We start from the raw sequence: 16,434 nt of genomic DNA, 5'->3' as shown, positions 1-16,434 counted from the left end.
TTATGCTGACCAATTCCGACATTGAAGCACTGGAAGACATCCTCTTTGCAGAGCCCTGGGGCGACGAGGCCCTGGACTTCTTCGGCCTGCACGGAGCTGTCTGCGCCAGCGTGATCGGGCCGGTCAACCTACAGGTGGAAGACATCTTCCGCCTGGCCACAGGTTCCGACGCCCTACCCGACGGCAAAGTGCCCGAAGTCTTCGCCCGATGCGTTAGCAGTCTTACCCGGGACATGACCCAGTCTCTGGACATGGGTCATGCACTGGAACTGCCAGAGCCCGAAGACGGCGACCCAATGAATGCGCTGGAAAACTGGTGCGCAGGCTTTGTCGAAACCTTCCTCGAAAACGAAGACAAGTGGATGGAAGAAGCCGCTGAAGAAGAAGTGGCCGATCTGATGGTGCCAATCCTGACACTGTCCGGCCTGTTTGAAGATGAAGACTTCCAGCGCGCTCGCGAAGACGAGCAGGTTGCAGGCCGTATGGCAGAAGCCATTCCGGACTCACTGACAGACCTGTACCTGTTGTTCCACTCGCCGGAGTAGGTTACCCGCGAACAGGTTCACGGAAATGATGCCAGACGGGCTCCAGCCCCTCTGGCATTTTTGGTATTCGGCCCAGCTCGCACCAACCCGCTCCCGGGAAATGGAAATCGCTGCCCTGGGACGCCAACAAACCTTCTCGCCTCGCAAGCTCGGCAACAAACCCCAGATCACCACTGGATTGCCCGGCTATCGAAACCTCAATGGCGCGACCACCCGCCTTACCAAAATCGTGCACCAACTCTCTCAACCGGGTCGCTGACAACTTGTATTTGCGAGGGTGCGCCAGAACCGCAATGCCCCCGGCATCGTGAATCCATTGCAGCACCTCACTCAGTTCCGGCCAACAAGCCTTCACATCGCCCGGCTTGCCCGCCCCCAAGTGGCGCTTAAAGGCGTGAGCCACCTTCGGAACCACCTCTGCATCCACCAGCGCCTGGGCAAAATGCGGACGCCCGGGCACATCTCCGCCCGCCAACGCCGTCGCCTTTTCCAGCAATGAATCCACCTTCAGGCGCGATAGCTTGTCCGCAATGATTCGGGCGCGCTGCCAGCGGTTTTCATTCTGAATCGACAACGCCTTTAGGAATGCGGGGCTCGCCTCGTCAAAATCAAGGCCAACTACATGGATGGTGTACGTTCGCCACACACACGACAACTCGACACCATTGATCAAGCTCAGCCCGCCTGCGATGGCTGCTTCTCGAGCTTCAGGAAGCCCCGCAATCGTATCGTGATCGGTGAGAGCCAGATGACTAACCCCCTTTTCAATCGCACGGGCCACCAGCTCGGCGGGTGCTAGCGCACCGTCAGACGCCGTGCTATGGCAATGCAGATCAATGCATGGTCTTGGGTCTTGAGGTATAGTCACATCCAATCCTGATAATAATGAGGCTAACAGTGTATCAGCCTTGCGCTGCTTGCCCTAACACTGGCCCCACCGACATTGGAGCACTCTATGTATTACGCGATCATGAGCGAAGACGTTGCTAACAGCCTGGCTCTTCGCAAGCAGGCACGCCCGGCTCATCTTGCCCGGCTCGAAGCACTGAAAGCAGACGGTCGTTTGCTTGTGGCCGGGCCACATCCTGCGATTGATACCGAAGATCCGGGCGACTCCGGTTTCACCGGCAGTCTGGTGATAGCCGAATTCGACTCTCTGGAATCCGCCCAGGCCTGGGCCGATGCCGACCCTTACATTGAGGCTGGTGTTTACCAATCGGTCACTGTCAAACCGTACAAGGTCGTGCTGCCTTAACCTCGCGAGGCCACCCCACTTCGGGCGCCAGCGCACAGTATGAGCGGATTGTAACGCGGGACTGCTTGAATACAGGTCAAGCTGTGACAAAATTGTTGCCTTATATTATCTAACTATCGTCAAACTCAGGGAATGCAACCAGTGACACCGCTTCGCCTTGCTCTAAGCTTTCTTATTATTTTCAGTTCCATATCCGTAGCTCAGGCGCGAACCGTATGGGTTGACGACCAACTCTACCTCCCCGTCCGATCAGGGGCCGGCACGCAGTTTCGAATCATCGAGAATGCCGTTCCAACCGGCACGCCTCTTGAACTGATCGAAACTCAAGAAGGCTACTCCAAAGTTCGCACGCCGAAAGGCACTGTAGGCTGGGTTTCCTCCCAATACATCAGCAAAACGCCTGTTGCCAAAGATCTGCTTGCCCGAGCTAATCGGGAAATGGAAAAAGCAAAACAAGAGGCTGCCAGACTTCGCGAACAGCTGTCAGCCGTTACCGAGGAGCGAGACACGCTTCAAAGTACCGAAAGCAATTTGTCCAGCCAGACCAAAAACCTGCAAGATGAACTGAGCAGAATAAAAAGCATTGCTGCCGACTCCATCAATCTGGAGCGCCGTAACCGGGAACTGCGGGAAGAAAATCAGAGATTGCAGAACGATCTGGAAATACTCACCGCCGAGAACGAACGATTGGAAGCGGGCCGCGAATCTGACTTCATGCTGCTGGGCGCTGGATTGGTGTTCGGCGGCGTGCTACTGGCACTGATCATTCCAATGCTCAAGCCAACACGGAAAACCGATAACTGGGCCTAAGCCATGAAAGACTATTCGGAAAAACGGGATTTCTACCGGATGCAGGTCAACAGCACCATCCAGATCACCGACAGCAGCGGTGAAACCATCACTGGAATTTGCCAAGACCTCAGCGCCGCGGGTATGCAGCTTCAGGTAGATCGCCCTTTTCCGGTTGGTGCAGAGGTAAAAACGGTGATGGAAGCCGCCGGAGACCAGTTTCCGCCCCTGGAAACCGTTGGTGAAGTGTTACGCTGCGCCCCGGATGAGTCGGGGTACATCTTGGGCATCAACATCCTCGAAGTCCGATAGAGTTTTCGGCAAAAAAAACGGCGACCCATAAGGTCGCCGTTTTTGTATCCGCCGAGAAAACTCTGGCTTACACCAGAGGCTTCTCCGATACGATGATGCCATTGTTGTCGGCATAAACGTACTGGCCCGGATGGAAAGTCACGCCGTGGAAGGTTACCGGGATGTTCAGATCACCAATATTGCGTTTTTCCGTTTTGCGCGGAACCGTGCCCAGAGCCTGAACGCCCAGCTTGGTCTGGCCAATCTCGTCCACATCACGAATGCAGCCGTAGATGATCAATCCAGCCCAGCCGTTTTCAGCGGCTTTCTCGGCCAGCATGTCTCCCAGCAAGGCATTGCGCTTTGAAGCACCACCGTCAACAACCATCACACGGCCATTGCCCGGCAGACCTACCTGCTCTTTAACCACAGAGTTGTCTTCAAAGCACTTTACAGTAACGATCTCACCGCCGAACTGACGAATGCCACCGTAGTTGTTAAAGCCAGGCTCAACCACCTGCACTTCCGGAAACTCATCGCACAGATCCGGCGTAATAATATTGCTCACGCTTTCGTTCTCCTTTCCCGTTTTCGGTTCAGTCGATTTTCTCGTCAGCCAGGAAGAACCAGGTATCCAGAACGGAATCCGGGTTCAAAGAGACCGTATCGATACCTTCATCCATCAGCCACTTGGCAAGATCGGGGTGATCCGACGGTCCCTGGCCACAGATACCAATGTACTTACCGGCCTTACGGCAAGCCTGAATAGCATTGGACAGCAGCGCTTTGACCGCTTCGTTACGCTCATCAAACAGGTGCGCAATGATGCCGGAATCCCGGTCCAGCCCCAGAGTAAGCTGCGTCAAGTCGTTCGAGCCGATCGAGAAGCCGTCAAAGTGCTCCAGGAACTGCTCAGCCAGAATGGCGTTCGCGGGCAGCTCGCACATCATGATCAGGCGAAGGCCATTCTCACCACGCTTCAGGCCGTTCTCAGCCAGCAATTGAACCACTTGCTCGGCTTCACCAACGGTGCGCACAAACGGAACCATCACTTCAACGTTGGTCAGCCCCATTTCGTCACGCACTTTCTTGAGTGCACGGCATTCCAGCTCGAAACAGTCACGGAAGGTTTCAGAGATGTAGCGAGACGCGCCACGGAAGCCCAGCATCGGGTTTTCTTCATCTGGCTCGTACAAGGTACCGCCAATCAGGTTGGCGTATTCATTGGATTTGAAGTCCGACAAGCGAACAATCACTTTCTTCGGCGCAAACGCAGCCGCCAGCGTCGAGATGCCTTCCACCAGCTTGTCTACGTAGAAATCAACCGGTGAGCTGTAACCGGAAATACGCTTATCGACAGTCTGCTTGATGTCACCCGGCAAGCCGTCGTAGTTCAGCAGCGCCTTCGGGTGCACACCGATCATCCGGTTGATGATGAATTCCAGACGTGCCAGGCCAACACCTTCGCTGGGCAGAGACTGGAAATCAAACGCACGGTCCGGGTTGCCCACGTTCATCATGATCTTGAACGGTATGTTGGGCATGGAATCCACGGTGTTTTCACGCAGCTCGAAATCAAGAGCGCCTTCGTAGATGAAACCGGTATCGCCTTCCGCACAAGATACGGTGACGTTCTGGCCATCTTTCAGTTCTTCGGTGGCATCACCGCAACCTACAACCGCCGGGATACCCAATTCGCGGGCAATGATCGCGGCGTGACATGTACGGCCGCCACGGTCAGTCACGATGGCAGAGGCACGCTTCATAACAGGCTCCCAGTCGGGGTCTGTCATGTCGGTCACCAGAACGTCGCCGGGCTGAACCCGATCCATCTCGTTAATGCTGGTGATGATTTTGACCGGACCGCTGCCGATCTTGTGGCCGATACTGCGGCCTTCGATCAGAACCTTGCCGGTTTCTTTCAGCAGGTAACGCTCCATAACGTTGGCAGAAGCGCGGCTCTTAACGGTTTCCGGACGGGCCTGAACAATGTAAATCTTGCCGTCGTCACCGTCTTTCGCCCATTCGATATCCATCGGGCGCTGGTAGTGCTTTTCGATGATCATGGCCTGCTTGGCCAACTCTTCGACTTCCGCATCGGTGATGGAGAAACGCGTACGCTCTTCCATATCCACCTTCACGGTTTCAACAAATTTACCTTCGCCCGGGTCTGTGTGATAAACCATCTTGATGGCTTTGCTGCCCAGGTTACGACGCAATACCGCCGGGCGGTTGGCCGCCAAGGTGGGCTTGTGTACGTAAAACTCGTCAGGGTTTACAGCGCCCTGAACCACGGTTTCACCCAAGCCGTAGGACGACGTGATGAAAACAACGTCGCGGAAACCGGATTCGGTATCCAGCGTAAACATAACGCCACTGGAGGCGGTTTCACTACGAACCATTTTCTGAATACCGGCCGACAGCGCAACCAGCTTGTGATCAAAGCCGTGGTGGACCCGGTACGAAATGGCGCGGTCGTTGAACAAAGAGGCGAACACTTCTTTAACAGAGGTGCGTACCTGCTCAAGACCAACCACGTTCAGGAAGGTTTCCTGCTGGCCCGCAAACGAAGCGTCCGGCAGATCTTCAGCGGTTGCGGAGGAGCGCACGGCTACAGCCATGGCGTCGTTTCCGGCGCGAAGATTTTCGTAGGCTTCTTTCAGAGCATTTTCAAGCGGCTCGGGAAAGTCGGTATCAATAACCCACTGACGGATCTGTGAGCCAACCCGGGCCAACTCATTTACGTCATTCACATCCAGCGCATCCAGAGCCTGATCGATACGATCTTTCAGCCCGTCTGTCGCCAGAAACTCTCGGTATGCATGTGCTGTAGTGGCAAAACCGCCTGGGACGGTAACACCTGCATTGGCCAGATTACTGATCATTTCACCGAGGGACGCGTTTTTACCCCCAACACGGTCAACATCGGACATTCCTAGGTGGTCAAACCAGATAATGTAATCTTCCAAAGCGTGGTCTCCCTTGTATCTTGAGTGGCGCGGAGTCTCGAAACTGGCGAGTATAATACTGTAAGCTGCGGAAATTACCTAGAGAACAGCCTTAAAACCTGAGTGGAAGAAACCATGAAAAGAACTGCTTTTTTTATCTCGGACGGCACCGGCCTGACCGCGGAAGCACTGGGACACGCGCTCTTGGCCCAGTTTGAAAAGATTGAATTCGAACGCATTACCGTGCCGTATATCGATGATGAAGAAAAAGCACGGGAAATGGTTAAACGCATCAACACCGCCGCTGAAATCGATGGTGAACGCCCGTTAGTGTTCGACACCATCGTTAACAGCGCCATTCGCGAGATCGTCAGCGATGCCAAAGGCTTCATGGTTGATATATTCGGCACCTTCCTGAACCCACTGGAGCGCGAACTAAATTCATCGTCCTCCTACTCGGTCGGAAAATCTCACGCCATCAACAACATCAGCAGTTACGAACGCCGGATTCACGCAGTCAATTTTGCCCTGGATAACGACGACGGCGCCAGAACACGGCACTACGACGAGGCTGATTTAATCCTGATTGGCGCATCCCGAAGCGGCAAAACCCCGACCTGCCTGTATCTGGCTCTGCAATACGGCATCAAAGCGGCAAACTACCCGATCACCGAAGAAGATCTGGACGATCAGAAAATGCCGAGCGCTCTGCGATCTCACAAACAAAAACTGTTTGGCCTGACCATCCAGCCGGAACGCTTGGCCACCATTCGTAACGAACGTCGCCCCAATTCACGCTACTCCTCCATGCAACAATGCATGCATGAAGTGGAGGAAATCGAGCTAATGTACAAACGGGAGCGCATCCCTTACCTGAATACGACGGCCTACTCGGTTGAAGAAATCTCCACACGGATCATGGTTTCAACCGGTCTCAAGCGTCACCGATAAGCGGTTAAAAACAAAAAGGGTGGGAGGTTCACGCCCCCCACCCTTAATCGAACGCGACAAGCGAAATTTACAGTTCCTGAATACTCAGGCCCAGCTGTTCTGCCACGCCTCGATTATCCGGGCTGGTGATGACCGCCACGCTGGCATCTTCCGGCTTCAGCCAGGTGTCGGCGACCCGCCGCATTTCATCCAGTGTTACGTTCAATACCCGCTCACGGAATCGGGCCCGCTGCTCAGGGGTGCGACCAAAAAGATTGTTGTGGAACGCATGTCGTGCCGCTCCTGCCGGAGAGTGCGGGCGATCCAGCTGACCAATCACGCCCAGAATCGCTTCCTCCAGTGACTGCTCGTCATGCTCTTCTGCTCGGAGCCAGTTTAGCGCCGCATCGAAATCATCCAGCGTTTCTGCAAACCGCGGGTCGCGGTAGGAGAAGAAACGGAACACACCGTTCACGCTATCCTGTCCGGCGCCCCCGCCGTATGCGCCACCTTTTTCACGAATCGCCCGGTGCAGGTATCCGTTGCGCAGGAACCCGCCCAATACCGTCAACGCGGCTGCATCCGGATGATCAACCGCGACCGTTGCGTAGGCTTTGGCACAGAAGTTCACCTGAGTGGAGGTCAGCCAGGCTTCTCTGGTTTTGTAGCTCACCGGTTTCATCGACCAGTCGCCCTCAACCTGGGCACCGCCGTCCTGCCAGCAGGTCTTCACGCTATCCAGCATGGGAGCCAGCTGCGCTTCCTCGCCAATCAACAGGAATTGGCGCCCCTGCTTGCGAATCTTTTCATGTAAAGCCCCAAGACTGTCACAGAACTTAGCCAGTTCGGATTCGTCGTTCAGCGATTTATCAAGCTCTTTGGTGCCTCGGATACCCGCAAGACCACCCAACCGGAAACTCAACCAGGAACCCGGGCTCAACCCCTGAGCCGCCGCCCCCATGGCCAAGCCATGGCCACTGCCGGTAACCGCTTGCTCCCGCCGCGCACGCACCTGGGCGATGATCTCCCGAACACGCTCCTTCTCATCAAAACGCGCACCGCTGTACACATCTTTAAGCAGCTGAGTCAGCTCGCCGCTGTTGCGGGACAGAGCTTTACCACTGAAAATCAGATAGCCAGACATGGCCTGAACGTCATCAATCTGCCCTTTGGCAAGGAACGAAGCGCCAATACCGCCAGATTCCGCCGAAATACGATCCTGCATTTGCAGGTAGTCCAACTCGCCACACCCGACTTCGGAAATCAGCGTGGTGTAGTAAGGCAGCAGCAACAGCTCTTCCTCACTCAATGCCGGAACAGGCAGTACAATTTGCTGGTAGACCAACCCGTTGGTGCCGCGGGCATAGAGGGTAGCGCCGGTTTCAGCGTCGTACTTGCCTTCTGGCTCGGGCATCTGCAGCGGCACATCGGACAAACCTACTTTGGGCAAAATCGAGTCGTCATCCTTGCGAAGCTGGCGCTCTTCCAGAGCCTTTGCACGCTCCACAATCAGCTTCACTTCCTCGTCAGTGAGGCTGGCTTTACGCTTGGCCAGTGACTCTCTCAACGCGGCCTGATGGGCGCCTTCCAGCTTTTCATCCGGGCGCAGGGTCAAGGTAACCCGGTGCGGGTTTTCCAACAGCTTGCGGCGAATCAGGCCCGGCACATACTCGGGATCTTTGATTTTTTCGCGTAGCGTGGCCAGCACAGGTTCAAGATCAAGCAATTCAACCGGATCACCCCCGTGAACCATGGGTGAAATGGCCTGCATGATCAGCTGCAAGCCATAGGGGAAGCCGTCACCGGCAATTTCCCGCTGGTGCAATTCCAGCTGATGAAGAATGGCCTCAAGCCGTTCCGGGCTGACGCCTTCTTCCACCACCTTCGCCAGAGTCTCTTCAACCAAAGCTTCCAGGTCTTCGCGCCGGCCCGGCTCACTGCCTTCAATGCCACACACGAACGTCATTTCACGGTTAGAGTCCTCAAGCCCGCACATAGGCGACGGCGCATGGCCAATGTCTGTGGTTTCCAGTGCCCGCATCATTGGCGAGGCGCTGTTCTCGAACAGTACAGACGCCAGCAACTGAGCTTCCAGGTTCTCCTGCAGATCAAAGCTGTGCCCCAGCAACCACCCCATCACAATGTGGGTTTTCGCCTCGGTGTCCTCGCCCTCGCTCACCGCGTAGCCCTGCTCTACCCGCATCGGAGAGAACATCCGCTTTTCGTCGTGTACCGGGAGTTTGACTTCCTGATGCTCGAAACGCTTCAGCGCCAGCTCTTCAAACTTCTCATGATGCTCATGGGCCGGAATATTTCCGTAAGTGGCAAAAATCGCGTTACTCGGATGGTAGTGATGACGATAAAACTTCACCAGATCGTCGTAGCTCAAGTCCACGATATGGTCTGGCTCACCACCACTGTTGTAGTGATAGGTGGTTGTTTGGAACAGATGGCTGGACAGGTTCTGCCACAACTGTGAGGTCGGCGCGCTCATCGCACCCTTCATCTCGTTGTAAACCACTCCCCGGTATACCAGGTCGCTGTTTGGGTCATCCGGCTTTTCAAATTCCAAACGATGCCCTTCCTGCGCAAAATCCAGTGGGTCGAGTTTGGAGAAAAACACCGAGTCCAGATACACCGTCAACAGATTGTCGAAATCTTTCCGGTTCATGCTGGCAAACGGATAAGCCGTCCAGTCGCTGCTGGTGAAAGCGTTCATGAACGTGTTCAACGAACGGCGAATCATCATGAAGAACGGATCGCGCACCGGAAAACGCTCGCTGCCGCACAAGGCTGTGTGTTCCAGAACGTGAGCTACCCCGGTGGAATCCATCGGGAAGGTGCGAAGGGCTACAAAAAACACGTTTTCATCGTTATCCGCCGCCAGATGCAAATGACGCGCACCGGTCTTTTTGTGGCGATACTCCTCAACGTCCAGGTTGAGGGTGCTAATCCGGTGACTACGAAGTTTCTCGAAAGCCGGATGGATTACGTTGTCTGTCACTGCCGCCATTAAAACGATCCTATGCATTGAACAATTGGAGAATTACAGGGTAACACGTACTATCGGATATGATGCATCGAACAAACTCAACTAGGTAGCCTGCCGATCCATGACAGACGAAACCAAAAAAACAAAAGCCATAGATGCTCCCGAAGTAGCCGCCTGGTGGGCCGAACGCCGCCAGTATCTGGAGCGCATTCGCAAAGTACCCGAAATCCGACAAAAGTTTTGGCGCGAAGTTGGCGTATACCTGCTTCGGCGCTTGCTCTGGTCTTACGGGTTTTTCCCGGTGTTTATTGCATTCTGGCTTCCCTTCGTATTGGCCAGTTTCAACCCTGTGGTACTGGCCACAGACATGATCCCCGTTCTGCAGAGTTTTATCGACTCAAATCCGGAAGAACAGGCCACAACCATCAGTACAGTGATGATTGCCTGGTTCTCGATAGGGACCTTTTTTCTGGTCTTCGATTTCGTGTTGACACCGTTCCGCTCGCCCTATCAATATGAAGCCGATGTGTACATGAAGTCGTGGGAACAGCTCAACCATGACCAGTTGCCAGACAAAATGTGATTTGGCCTGCATTCTGACCAACTTCAGACACTTTCTGTTACATAACGTTGCGGACAGTGGTTAAGATGAATCCATAACAAAAGTATCCAGGAAGTTGGGATAAGAGGTTCAACCATGGTCGATTTCAGACCGCTGATGTTCGTCAATGCACTTGCGCTGATGTTACTCGTAACAGCAGGCTTTGCCTCCGTACAGCATGGCCCGGTACTGGAAGGTAGCGGCAAACCACCCATCGCTGGGCAACAACAGAAACTGGCCACCCTGCCCCCGCCAGCGGCAGCTCCCCAAGCACCCGCAGCGCAGAGCCTTACTCCCGATGCGCAGCCCGAAGAACCAGGCGATGAGGTTTTTGCAGAACAGCCGTCTTCCATTAAAACCGCCCCGGAATCCGCGATCACGGCCGAGACGTTTGAAGTTGAACCACTTCCGGATGACCTCCAAACGGTGGCATTCGCAGAACCTTTTACACCACCCCCCATAAAACCAGAGCCCGCAACAACCGGAAAACTGGTGCTTCGCTCTAACGTTGTGGGTGATCAGGTCACGATCAATGGCAAGAACTACGGGGCCACCCGGCTTGATCTGGAGCTGGACCCAGGCCGCTACGAGATTGCGATACAAAAGGCGGGATATAAGCCCTGGGAGAACACGATTGCACTGAAAGCTGGCCAGGAAATCACACTGGTCGGGCAGCTTGAGCAATACACCACCGTTAATTATTCAAACGGACGCTGGGTGGGCGGCATCAAAACCGGAGACGGCAGCTGGATAGACGAAACTGGTCTACGCTATGAGGGGCACTTCGTTAATGGCCTGTTCGATGGCACAGGCACAGCCTGGTACCCGGACGGCAGCCGGTATGACGGCGACTGGGCAAAAGGCCAGCAACACGGTGAAGGCCAGTGGCGCGGCGCTGATAACGCTCAATACACCGGCCGCTTTGAACGCAACGAGTTTCACGGTCAGGGCACGCTGACCAAAGCCAATGGCGACGTACTTACGGGCAACTGGATGCAAGGAAAAATGCAGGGGCTGGGCTCTCTCACCACCGCAGACGGCCTCTTGTACGTCGGCAACTTCCGAAACGGCGAATTCCATGGCGAAGGCACCCTGACCTACCCGGATGGCCGCTCCTACGAAGGTCAGTTCTCGAACGGCACCTTCCACGGCAAGGGCTCGGAAATCTTTGCAGACGGCAAGAAATACGACGGCCAATATATGGAAGGCAAATTTCATGGCGCAGGACTGCTACGCAACCCCAACGGCAGCTCCATCGAAGCAACATTCCGCCACGGCGAACCCTATGGAAAGGTACGCCTGACGACAGCGGCCGGCGAAGTGTTCACCGCCCGCACCACTGAGCCCGGCGTGTGCTATCGGGACAAAAGCTACAGGGCAACGCAATGCCCGCAACTGGAAGGCTGGTAATAAATCCCCGGTCGCGACACCAACGAGTTTGCAGTAACAGGTTGAGGTAGTTAGATGGCAATCAAAAATGCTTTGCTGGTTGACGATTCCAAGGTTGCCAGGTTCGCCCTGAGCAAAATTCTTGAGAATCGGGACATGGAAGTGAACATGGCAAGCTCTGCCGAAGAAGCTCTGGATTTCCTGAGCAAGAATACTGCACCCGATGTGATCTTCATGGACCACCTGATGCCGGGCATGAGTGGCGTTGAAGCCGCAAAGGCGATCAAAAGCAACCCCGACACTGCCGGCATTCCCATCATCATGTGCACCTCTAAGAAGTCGTCTTCGTTCTCGGATGAAGCGAAAAATTTCGGCATTTACAGCATTCTCACCAAGCCCCCTCAAAGCGAAGGGCTGACCATTATGCTGGAGCAGCTGGCGACAGACGTTGAGCGCGGAACACTGCCAATGCCCGAAAACCTGTCATCGCTTGCTTCGGACGAAGAAGCCGCCATCACTCTGCCCGCCGAGAGCCGTTCGGAAAGCACCAGTGCTGCAGGTGCGAACGACGTGCCCTTGACCGCCGAACTGATTGAACAGATTTCCCGCTCGGCAGTGAAGACCAACATCAACAATCGTTTGCACGAACTGCTCAACGACTTGTTCGACGAGCAATACATTCATGTAAAACGTGCGCTCGAAGACAACGAGAAAAAGCAGGAAGCCCGAATTGAAGAACACCTCAAAACACTGACCGAACTGGTAGACGAGCGCACCCGCAACCTGCGCGATGAGGTGGCCGCGGAAATCAACATGAACCTGAGTCGCGAGCTGGCGATCTCGCGTAAAGAAATGGCGAAAAACTCCGGTTTCACCGCCGAGCACATGGCCGAGCTGAAAGACCACATCACCAGCGTACAAACGATTGATACTGAATTCTGGCAGACGCTTCAGTCTGAGGCCGTGCAACAAGCCCACGAAATCTCCCGCGAGACCGCGGAGGATATCGCGCAACGCACCATCGATCTGTACGTGGCCCAACAAAAAGCCGCTCACTCCCGCATCTACACGCTGGGCCTGGCGGTGAGTCTGGGTATTTTCAGCGTCGGCATTGCCTGGCTATCAGGCCTGTTCGGCTAGCATCTGCTTTATTTGTCGCCAGCGTGCGGGAGTGTCGGCGTCCAGCTCCACTCCCGCGATTTCCACACGGCACACGTCAATCTGATTCAACAAGCGCCCTGCCCCAGCATCACCCTGTAACCGAAGCACCTCAGGCCATAACCGCCGAGGAATCCAGGCCGGCACCCCCACGCGCTGGCCGTAATCCGCGGCCCATACTTTGTCTGGCGCTGTCATTACGCCCTGTCGAAGCCGTAACAGGCCTTCTTCGGCCAGCAAAGGCTGATCCCCTACCAGCAAGAAAACACCGTGTGCGCTTGCGCTCAAAGAACGAACGCCCGCAGCCAAAGAAGCCGACATCCCGTACTGCCAGTCAGCACAATACACCCAACGGGAAGGCGCCTTTGCAGTCCTGTACCGAATCAACGGATAACGCGCCCCGGCAACCACCGAGACACAACCGGACAGCACCCTGGCTTGCCCTATGGCATGCCCCAGCAGTGTGCCTTGCCCGGGTAGGTTCAGGGTTTGTTTTGCTTTGCCCATGCGAGCACTACTGCCCGCCGCCAGCACCAATGCCGGAAACTGCTGATCGAGCGGTGAGCGGTTCGTGGCTATGATGCGGCCTCCTGTTAGACGTTCTCATTTGCAAACTGCTGAAGAGAACGATTTTTGCTAGAATCACGCCACCATGCAACTAATATAGTCAGGCCATTCATGAACCATCTTTTCGTCGACAACCTCACCGTGATTGACTTCGCCTATCTGGACCCTGCACGAGGGTTGGTAGGCGAAAGCTGGATTGCCGACGTGGTCCTCGGCGGCGAGCTCGATGACCAAGGCATGGTCTTTGACTTCAGCAACGTCAAGCGCACCATCAAGCGCGTTATCGACGAGCGAGTTGACCACCGGCTAGTAATCCCCAGAGGCTACGAAGGCCTGCACTGGAATGAAGACCAGCCGCACACCTTCCGCTGGGACCTGACAGACGGCAGCCACATCACCCACACCTCACCGGATGAAGCGGTAGTCTGGCTATCGTCCGAGCGCGTGGAGAAGCCTGCGGTAGCAGCCTTATTGGAAAAAGAACTAAAAGCCGTTCTGCCGGGCAACGTCACCACCGTCGAAATCAACCTGCGGGAAGATGTTATCGAAGGCGCTTACTACCACTATGTCCATGGTTTAAAGAAACACCTTGGCAACTGCCAACGCATCGCTCACGGCCATCGCTCACCCATCCGCATCGACCGAAACGGCCAGCGCGATACCGGCCTGGAAAAACGCTGGGCCGATTTGTGGGAAGACATCTACGTAGGCACCGAAGAAGACGTTACCCGCCGCTTTGTGGGCGACGACGGCCAGCACTACATCAGCTTTGAGTACGAAGCCAATCAGGGGGAGTTCGCCCTTACGCTGCCTGAGAGCCGCGTATACATGCTGGAGACAGACACCACGGTAGAGCTGATTGCGGCCCACATGGCGGACGTACTGAAAACGGAATTCCCTGATGACGAGATTCGCGTGAAGGCTTACGAGGGGGTTGGCAAGGGGGCTATTGCGGTTCGCTGACATTTGGCTTCGGAGTATGGGGGTCAGACCCGTGGGGTCTGACCCCGAATCCACACGGGTCTGACCCCAGCTGATACAGCTCGCCGCTTTCTTTCAGACACAAAAAAACCGCCCGAAGGCGGTTTTTTTGATGGCTTCCCGGTGGACTAAACCGTGAAGCCGTATTGGCGTCCCCTAGGGGGTTCGAACCCCTGTTGCCGCCGTGAAAGGGCGGAGTCCTAGGCCACTAGACGAAGGGGACTAGAAATTGGTGGAGCCAGGCGGGATCGAACCGCCGACCTCAACACTGCCAGTGTTGCGCTCTCCCAGCTGAGCTATGGCCCCTCAACGGATGCGTATATTAAGGATCCGCCCCTAGGCCGTCAACACCCAAATCCTCTTTTTTTAAAGTTTTTTCGACTTCCCTGTCGCCATCGCTCAATTAACAAACAAACCGCTCATCAAACGCCCAATGCGGCGTATTCTTTCTCTACTTTCTTCGTTTCTTTCTTGGAGAAACCGCCCAAAACATCCAATGCACTACGCAAGCGAGAGCGAGTCATGTCCGGGCCAAGCAGCGCCATCGAATCCATAACCGACCAGGAGTTCGGTGTTCCGGCAATCGCGACGAAGATCGAGAACATGAAATCTCCCATCTTCAAATCCATTGCCTCCGCCAGCGCTTTGATATCCGCAAAGATCGTATCTTTGCTCCAATGGCGCTGCGCTTCCAGTTTCCAAAGCGTAAACTGAAGCACCCGCTTAACCTGCGCCTCTTCCAGCTTCTTGTGCTCGAAATCTTCCGGTTTCAGATCCAGCATCCCGCTGAACATGAACTGCGCCATCGGGGCAACATCCGAGAACACCTCTGCCCTACCCTTGATATGGGGCACAAGCGCTTTTAGCGCATCTTCGTTGAACCACCAGTCGCGCAGGCGAGCCATAAACTGCTCGTCGCTCAGGTCGTCACGAACCCACTGACCGTTCAGCCAGCGCAGCTTCTCAACATCAAACACCGGCCCGCCGAGGGACACCCGCTGAACATCAAAGTTTTCAATCATTTCGTCGAGGGAAAACTTTTCACGCTCATCCGGCATAGACCAGCCCATACGACCCAGGTAGTTGGTCACCGCTTCCGGCATGAAGCCCATGCGCTCGTAGAAATTGATGCTGGTCGGATTTTTACGCTTCGACAGCTTGCTCTTGTCCGGGTTACGCAACAACGGCAAATGGCACAGCTCCGGCATATCCCAGCCGAAATACTCGTACAGCAACTTATGCTTTGGCGCCGAGTTTATCCACTCTTCGCCCCGAAGAACGTGGGTGATTTCCATCAGGTGGTCATCCACTACGTTGGCCAGGTGGTAGGTAGGCATGCCATCAGACTTCAACAGAATCTGGCAATCTACCTGTGCCCAATCAATCTCGATGGTGCCCCGGAGCATGTCCTGAATTTCGCACACGCCTTCGTCGGGCACTTTCATGCGAATCACATAGGATTCGCCCGCGTCCAAACGGCGCTTCACTTCTTCCTGAGATAACTCAAGATCGCCTTTGATGCCCGGATTCTGGCCGTTCGCTTTACGCTCTTCCCGAATCGCATCCAGCTCTTCCGGTGTACGGAAACAATAAAAAGCATGGCCGGCTGTAACCAGATCTTCGGCATACTGGGCGTACATGTGCTTACGCTCAGACTGGCGATACGGGCCGTGCGGGCCACCTACATCGGGACCTTCGTCCCAGTTCAGCCCCAGCCAGCGCAATGCCTTAAGAATGTCCTGTTCAGATTCAGCCGTACTGCGCACCTGATCGGTATCTTCAATCCGCAGAATAAACTGGCCACCGTGCTGGCGCGCAAAGCACAAATTAAACAAGGCCACGTAGGCGGTACCAACGTGAGGGTCACCCGTGGGCGACGGAGCAATTCGAGTACGTACTGTCATGAAACCATCCTGAAAATAAGTGGCCGATAAATAAGTTACGCATTATAACGGGCCTGCCCCGGTTTCGCATGATTCGGTTTTACG

Annotated in this window: 15 protein-coding genes and 2 tRNA genes; 9 read left to right on the top strand and 8 right to left on the bottom strand. The window is 55.1% G+C overall.

The annotated features are described in order from the left end of the window. The first annotated feature begins 2 nt into the window (after positions 1–2). Positions 3–545 carry a YecA family protein gene (locus JAO79_RS08240; RefSeq protein ID WP_199006788.1) on the top strand — a complete coding sequence of 181 codons (543 nt, stop codon included), beginning with the start codon at positions 3–5 and terminating at the stop codon, positions 543–545. A 1-nt stretch (position 546) separates the two neighbouring features. Here the strand turns inward: JAO79_RS08240 and JAO79_RS08235 are convergent, their stop codons facing one another. Further along, positions 547–1,413 carry a PHP domain-containing protein gene (locus tag JAO79_RS08235; RefSeq protein ID WP_199006787.1) on the bottom strand — a complete coding sequence of 289 codons (867 nt, stop codon included), beginning with the start codon at positions 1,411–1,413 and terminating at the stop codon, positions 547–549. Positions 1,414–1,500: 87 nt separating this feature from the next. On the opposite strand from JAO79_RS08235, the gene JAO79_RS08230 reads away from it, so the two are divergent. The 3 genes from JAO79_RS08230 (at position 1,501) to JAO79_RS08220 (ending at position 2,901) form a co-directional block, all read left to right on the top strand. Then, positions 1,501–1,800 (top strand): YciI family protein, encoded by a 300-nt coding sequence (locus tag JAO79_RS08230; RefSeq protein WP_199006786.1) that lies wholly within the window; start codon positions 1,501–1,503, stop codon positions 1,798–1,800. A gap of 141 nt (positions 1,801–1,941) precedes the next feature. Next, positions 1,942–2,610: a TIGR04211 family SH3 domain-containing protein gene (locus tag JAO79_RS08225; protein WP_199006785.1), complete on the top strand. Its 669-nt coding sequence runs from the start codon at positions 1,942–1,944 to the stop codon at positions 2,608–2,610. Positions 2,611–2,613: 3 nt separating this feature from the next. Then, positions 2,614–2,901, top strand: a complete 288-nt coding sequence (locus JAO79_RS08220; protein ID WP_199006784.1) for a PilZ domain-containing protein — start codon at positions 2,614–2,616, stop codon at positions 2,899–2,901. Positions 2,902–2,968: 67 nt separating this feature from the next. Here the strand turns inward: JAO79_RS08220 and rraA are convergent, their stop codons facing one another. Together rraA and ppsA are read right to left on the bottom strand one after the other, a co-directional pair. Then, on the bottom strand, positions 2,969–3,448 hold the full coding sequence (gene rraA, locus JAO79_RS08215) for a ribonuclease E activity regulator RraA (RefSeq protein WP_114333427.1): 480 nt from the start codon (positions 3,446–3,448) through the stop codon (positions 2,969–2,971). 28 nt (positions 3,449–3,476) lie between these two features. Further along, a complete protein-coding gene (ppsA, locus tag JAO79_RS08210) occupies positions 3,477–5,849 on the bottom strand; it encodes a phosphoenolpyruvate synthase (protein WP_199006783.1) in 2,373 nt (790 codons plus the stop codon). A 114-nt stretch (positions 5,850–5,963) separates the two neighbouring features. Between ppsA and JAO79_RS08205 the strand changes: the two genes are divergently transcribed. Beyond that, positions 5,964–6,779, top strand: a complete 816-nt coding sequence (locus JAO79_RS08205; RefSeq protein WP_199006782.1) for a pyruvate, water dikinase regulatory protein — start codon at positions 5,964–5,966, stop codon at positions 6,777–6,779. A 67-nt stretch (positions 6,780–6,846) separates the two neighbouring features. On the opposite strand, the gene JAO79_RS08200 is transcribed toward JAO79_RS08205, so the two are convergent. Beyond that, complete coding sequence (locus JAO79_RS08200; RefSeq protein ID WP_199006781.1) at positions 6,847–9,771, bottom strand: insulinase family protein; 2,925 nt, start codon at positions 9,769–9,771, stop codon at positions 6,847–6,849. Positions 9,772–9,871: 100 nt separating this feature from the next. Between JAO79_RS08200 and JAO79_RS08195 the strand changes: the two genes are divergently transcribed. From JAO79_RS08195 to JAO79_RS08185, 3 genes are all read left to right on the top strand, one after another. Then, positions 9,872–10,333, top strand: a complete 462-nt coding sequence (locus JAO79_RS08195) for a hypothetical protein (RefSeq protein WP_199006780.1) — start codon at positions 9,872–9,874, stop codon at positions 10,331–10,333. A gap of 114 nt (positions 10,334–10,447) precedes the next feature. Then, complete coding sequence (locus tag JAO79_RS08190) at positions 10,448–11,761, top strand: MORN repeat-containing protein (protein ID WP_199006779.1); 1,314 nt, start codon at positions 10,448–10,450, stop codon at positions 11,759–11,761. A gap of 54 nt (positions 11,762–11,815) precedes the next feature. Next, entirely contained in the window at positions 11,816–12,880 is a 1,065-nt protein-coding gene (locus JAO79_RS08185; RefSeq protein WP_199006778.1) for a response regulator, read from the top strand. On the opposite strand, the gene JAO79_RS08180 is transcribed toward JAO79_RS08185, so the two are convergent. Then, complete coding sequence (locus tag JAO79_RS08180) at positions 12,863–13,405, bottom strand: NTP transferase domain-containing protein (protein WP_199006777.1); 543 nt, start codon at positions 13,403–13,405, stop codon at positions 12,863–12,865. The two genes, JAO79_RS08185 and JAO79_RS08180, sit on opposite strands and share 18 nt — an antisense overlap. A 171-nt stretch (positions 13,406–13,576) precedes the next feature. Here JAO79_RS08180 and JAO79_RS08175 point away from each other — a divergent pair, with 171 nt between their 5' ends. Further along, complete coding sequence (locus tag JAO79_RS08175; RefSeq protein ID WP_199006776.1) at positions 13,577–14,428, top strand: 6-carboxytetrahydropterin synthase; 852 nt, start codon at positions 13,577–13,579, stop codon at positions 14,426–14,428. 165 nt (positions 14,429–14,593) lie between these two features. Here the strand turns inward: JAO79_RS08175 and JAO79_RS08170 are convergent. The 3 genes from JAO79_RS08170 to gltX all read right to left on the bottom strand — a co-directional run bounded on the left by JAO79_RS08170 (position 14,594) and on the right by gltX (position 16,350). After that, a tRNA-Glu gene (locus JAO79_RS08170) sits at positions 14,594–14,669 on the bottom strand. 7 nt (positions 14,670–14,676) lie between these two features. Then, positions 14,677–14,752: transfer RNA gene (locus tag JAO79_RS08165), tRNA-Ala, on the bottom strand. Between the two features lie 116 nt (positions 14,753–14,868). Next, positions 14,869–16,350, bottom strand: coding sequence for a glutamate--tRNA ligase (gene gltX, locus JAO79_RS08160; RefSeq protein ID WP_199006775.1), 1,482 nt, complete (start codon positions 16,348–16,350; stop codon positions 14,869–14,871). Between the last annotated feature and the right edge of the window lie 84 nt (positions 16,351–16,434).

Origin of the sequence: Marinobacter litoralis (assembly GCF_016427555.1) — a bacterium.
Taxonomy (GTDB): Bacteria; Pseudomonadota; Gammaproteobacteria; order Pseudomonadales; family Oleiphilaceae; genus Marinobacter; species Marinobacter litoralis_A.
The sequence above is the reverse complement of the archived record's forward strand: the minus strand, read 5'-3'. Positions and strand labels throughout refer to the sequence as shown.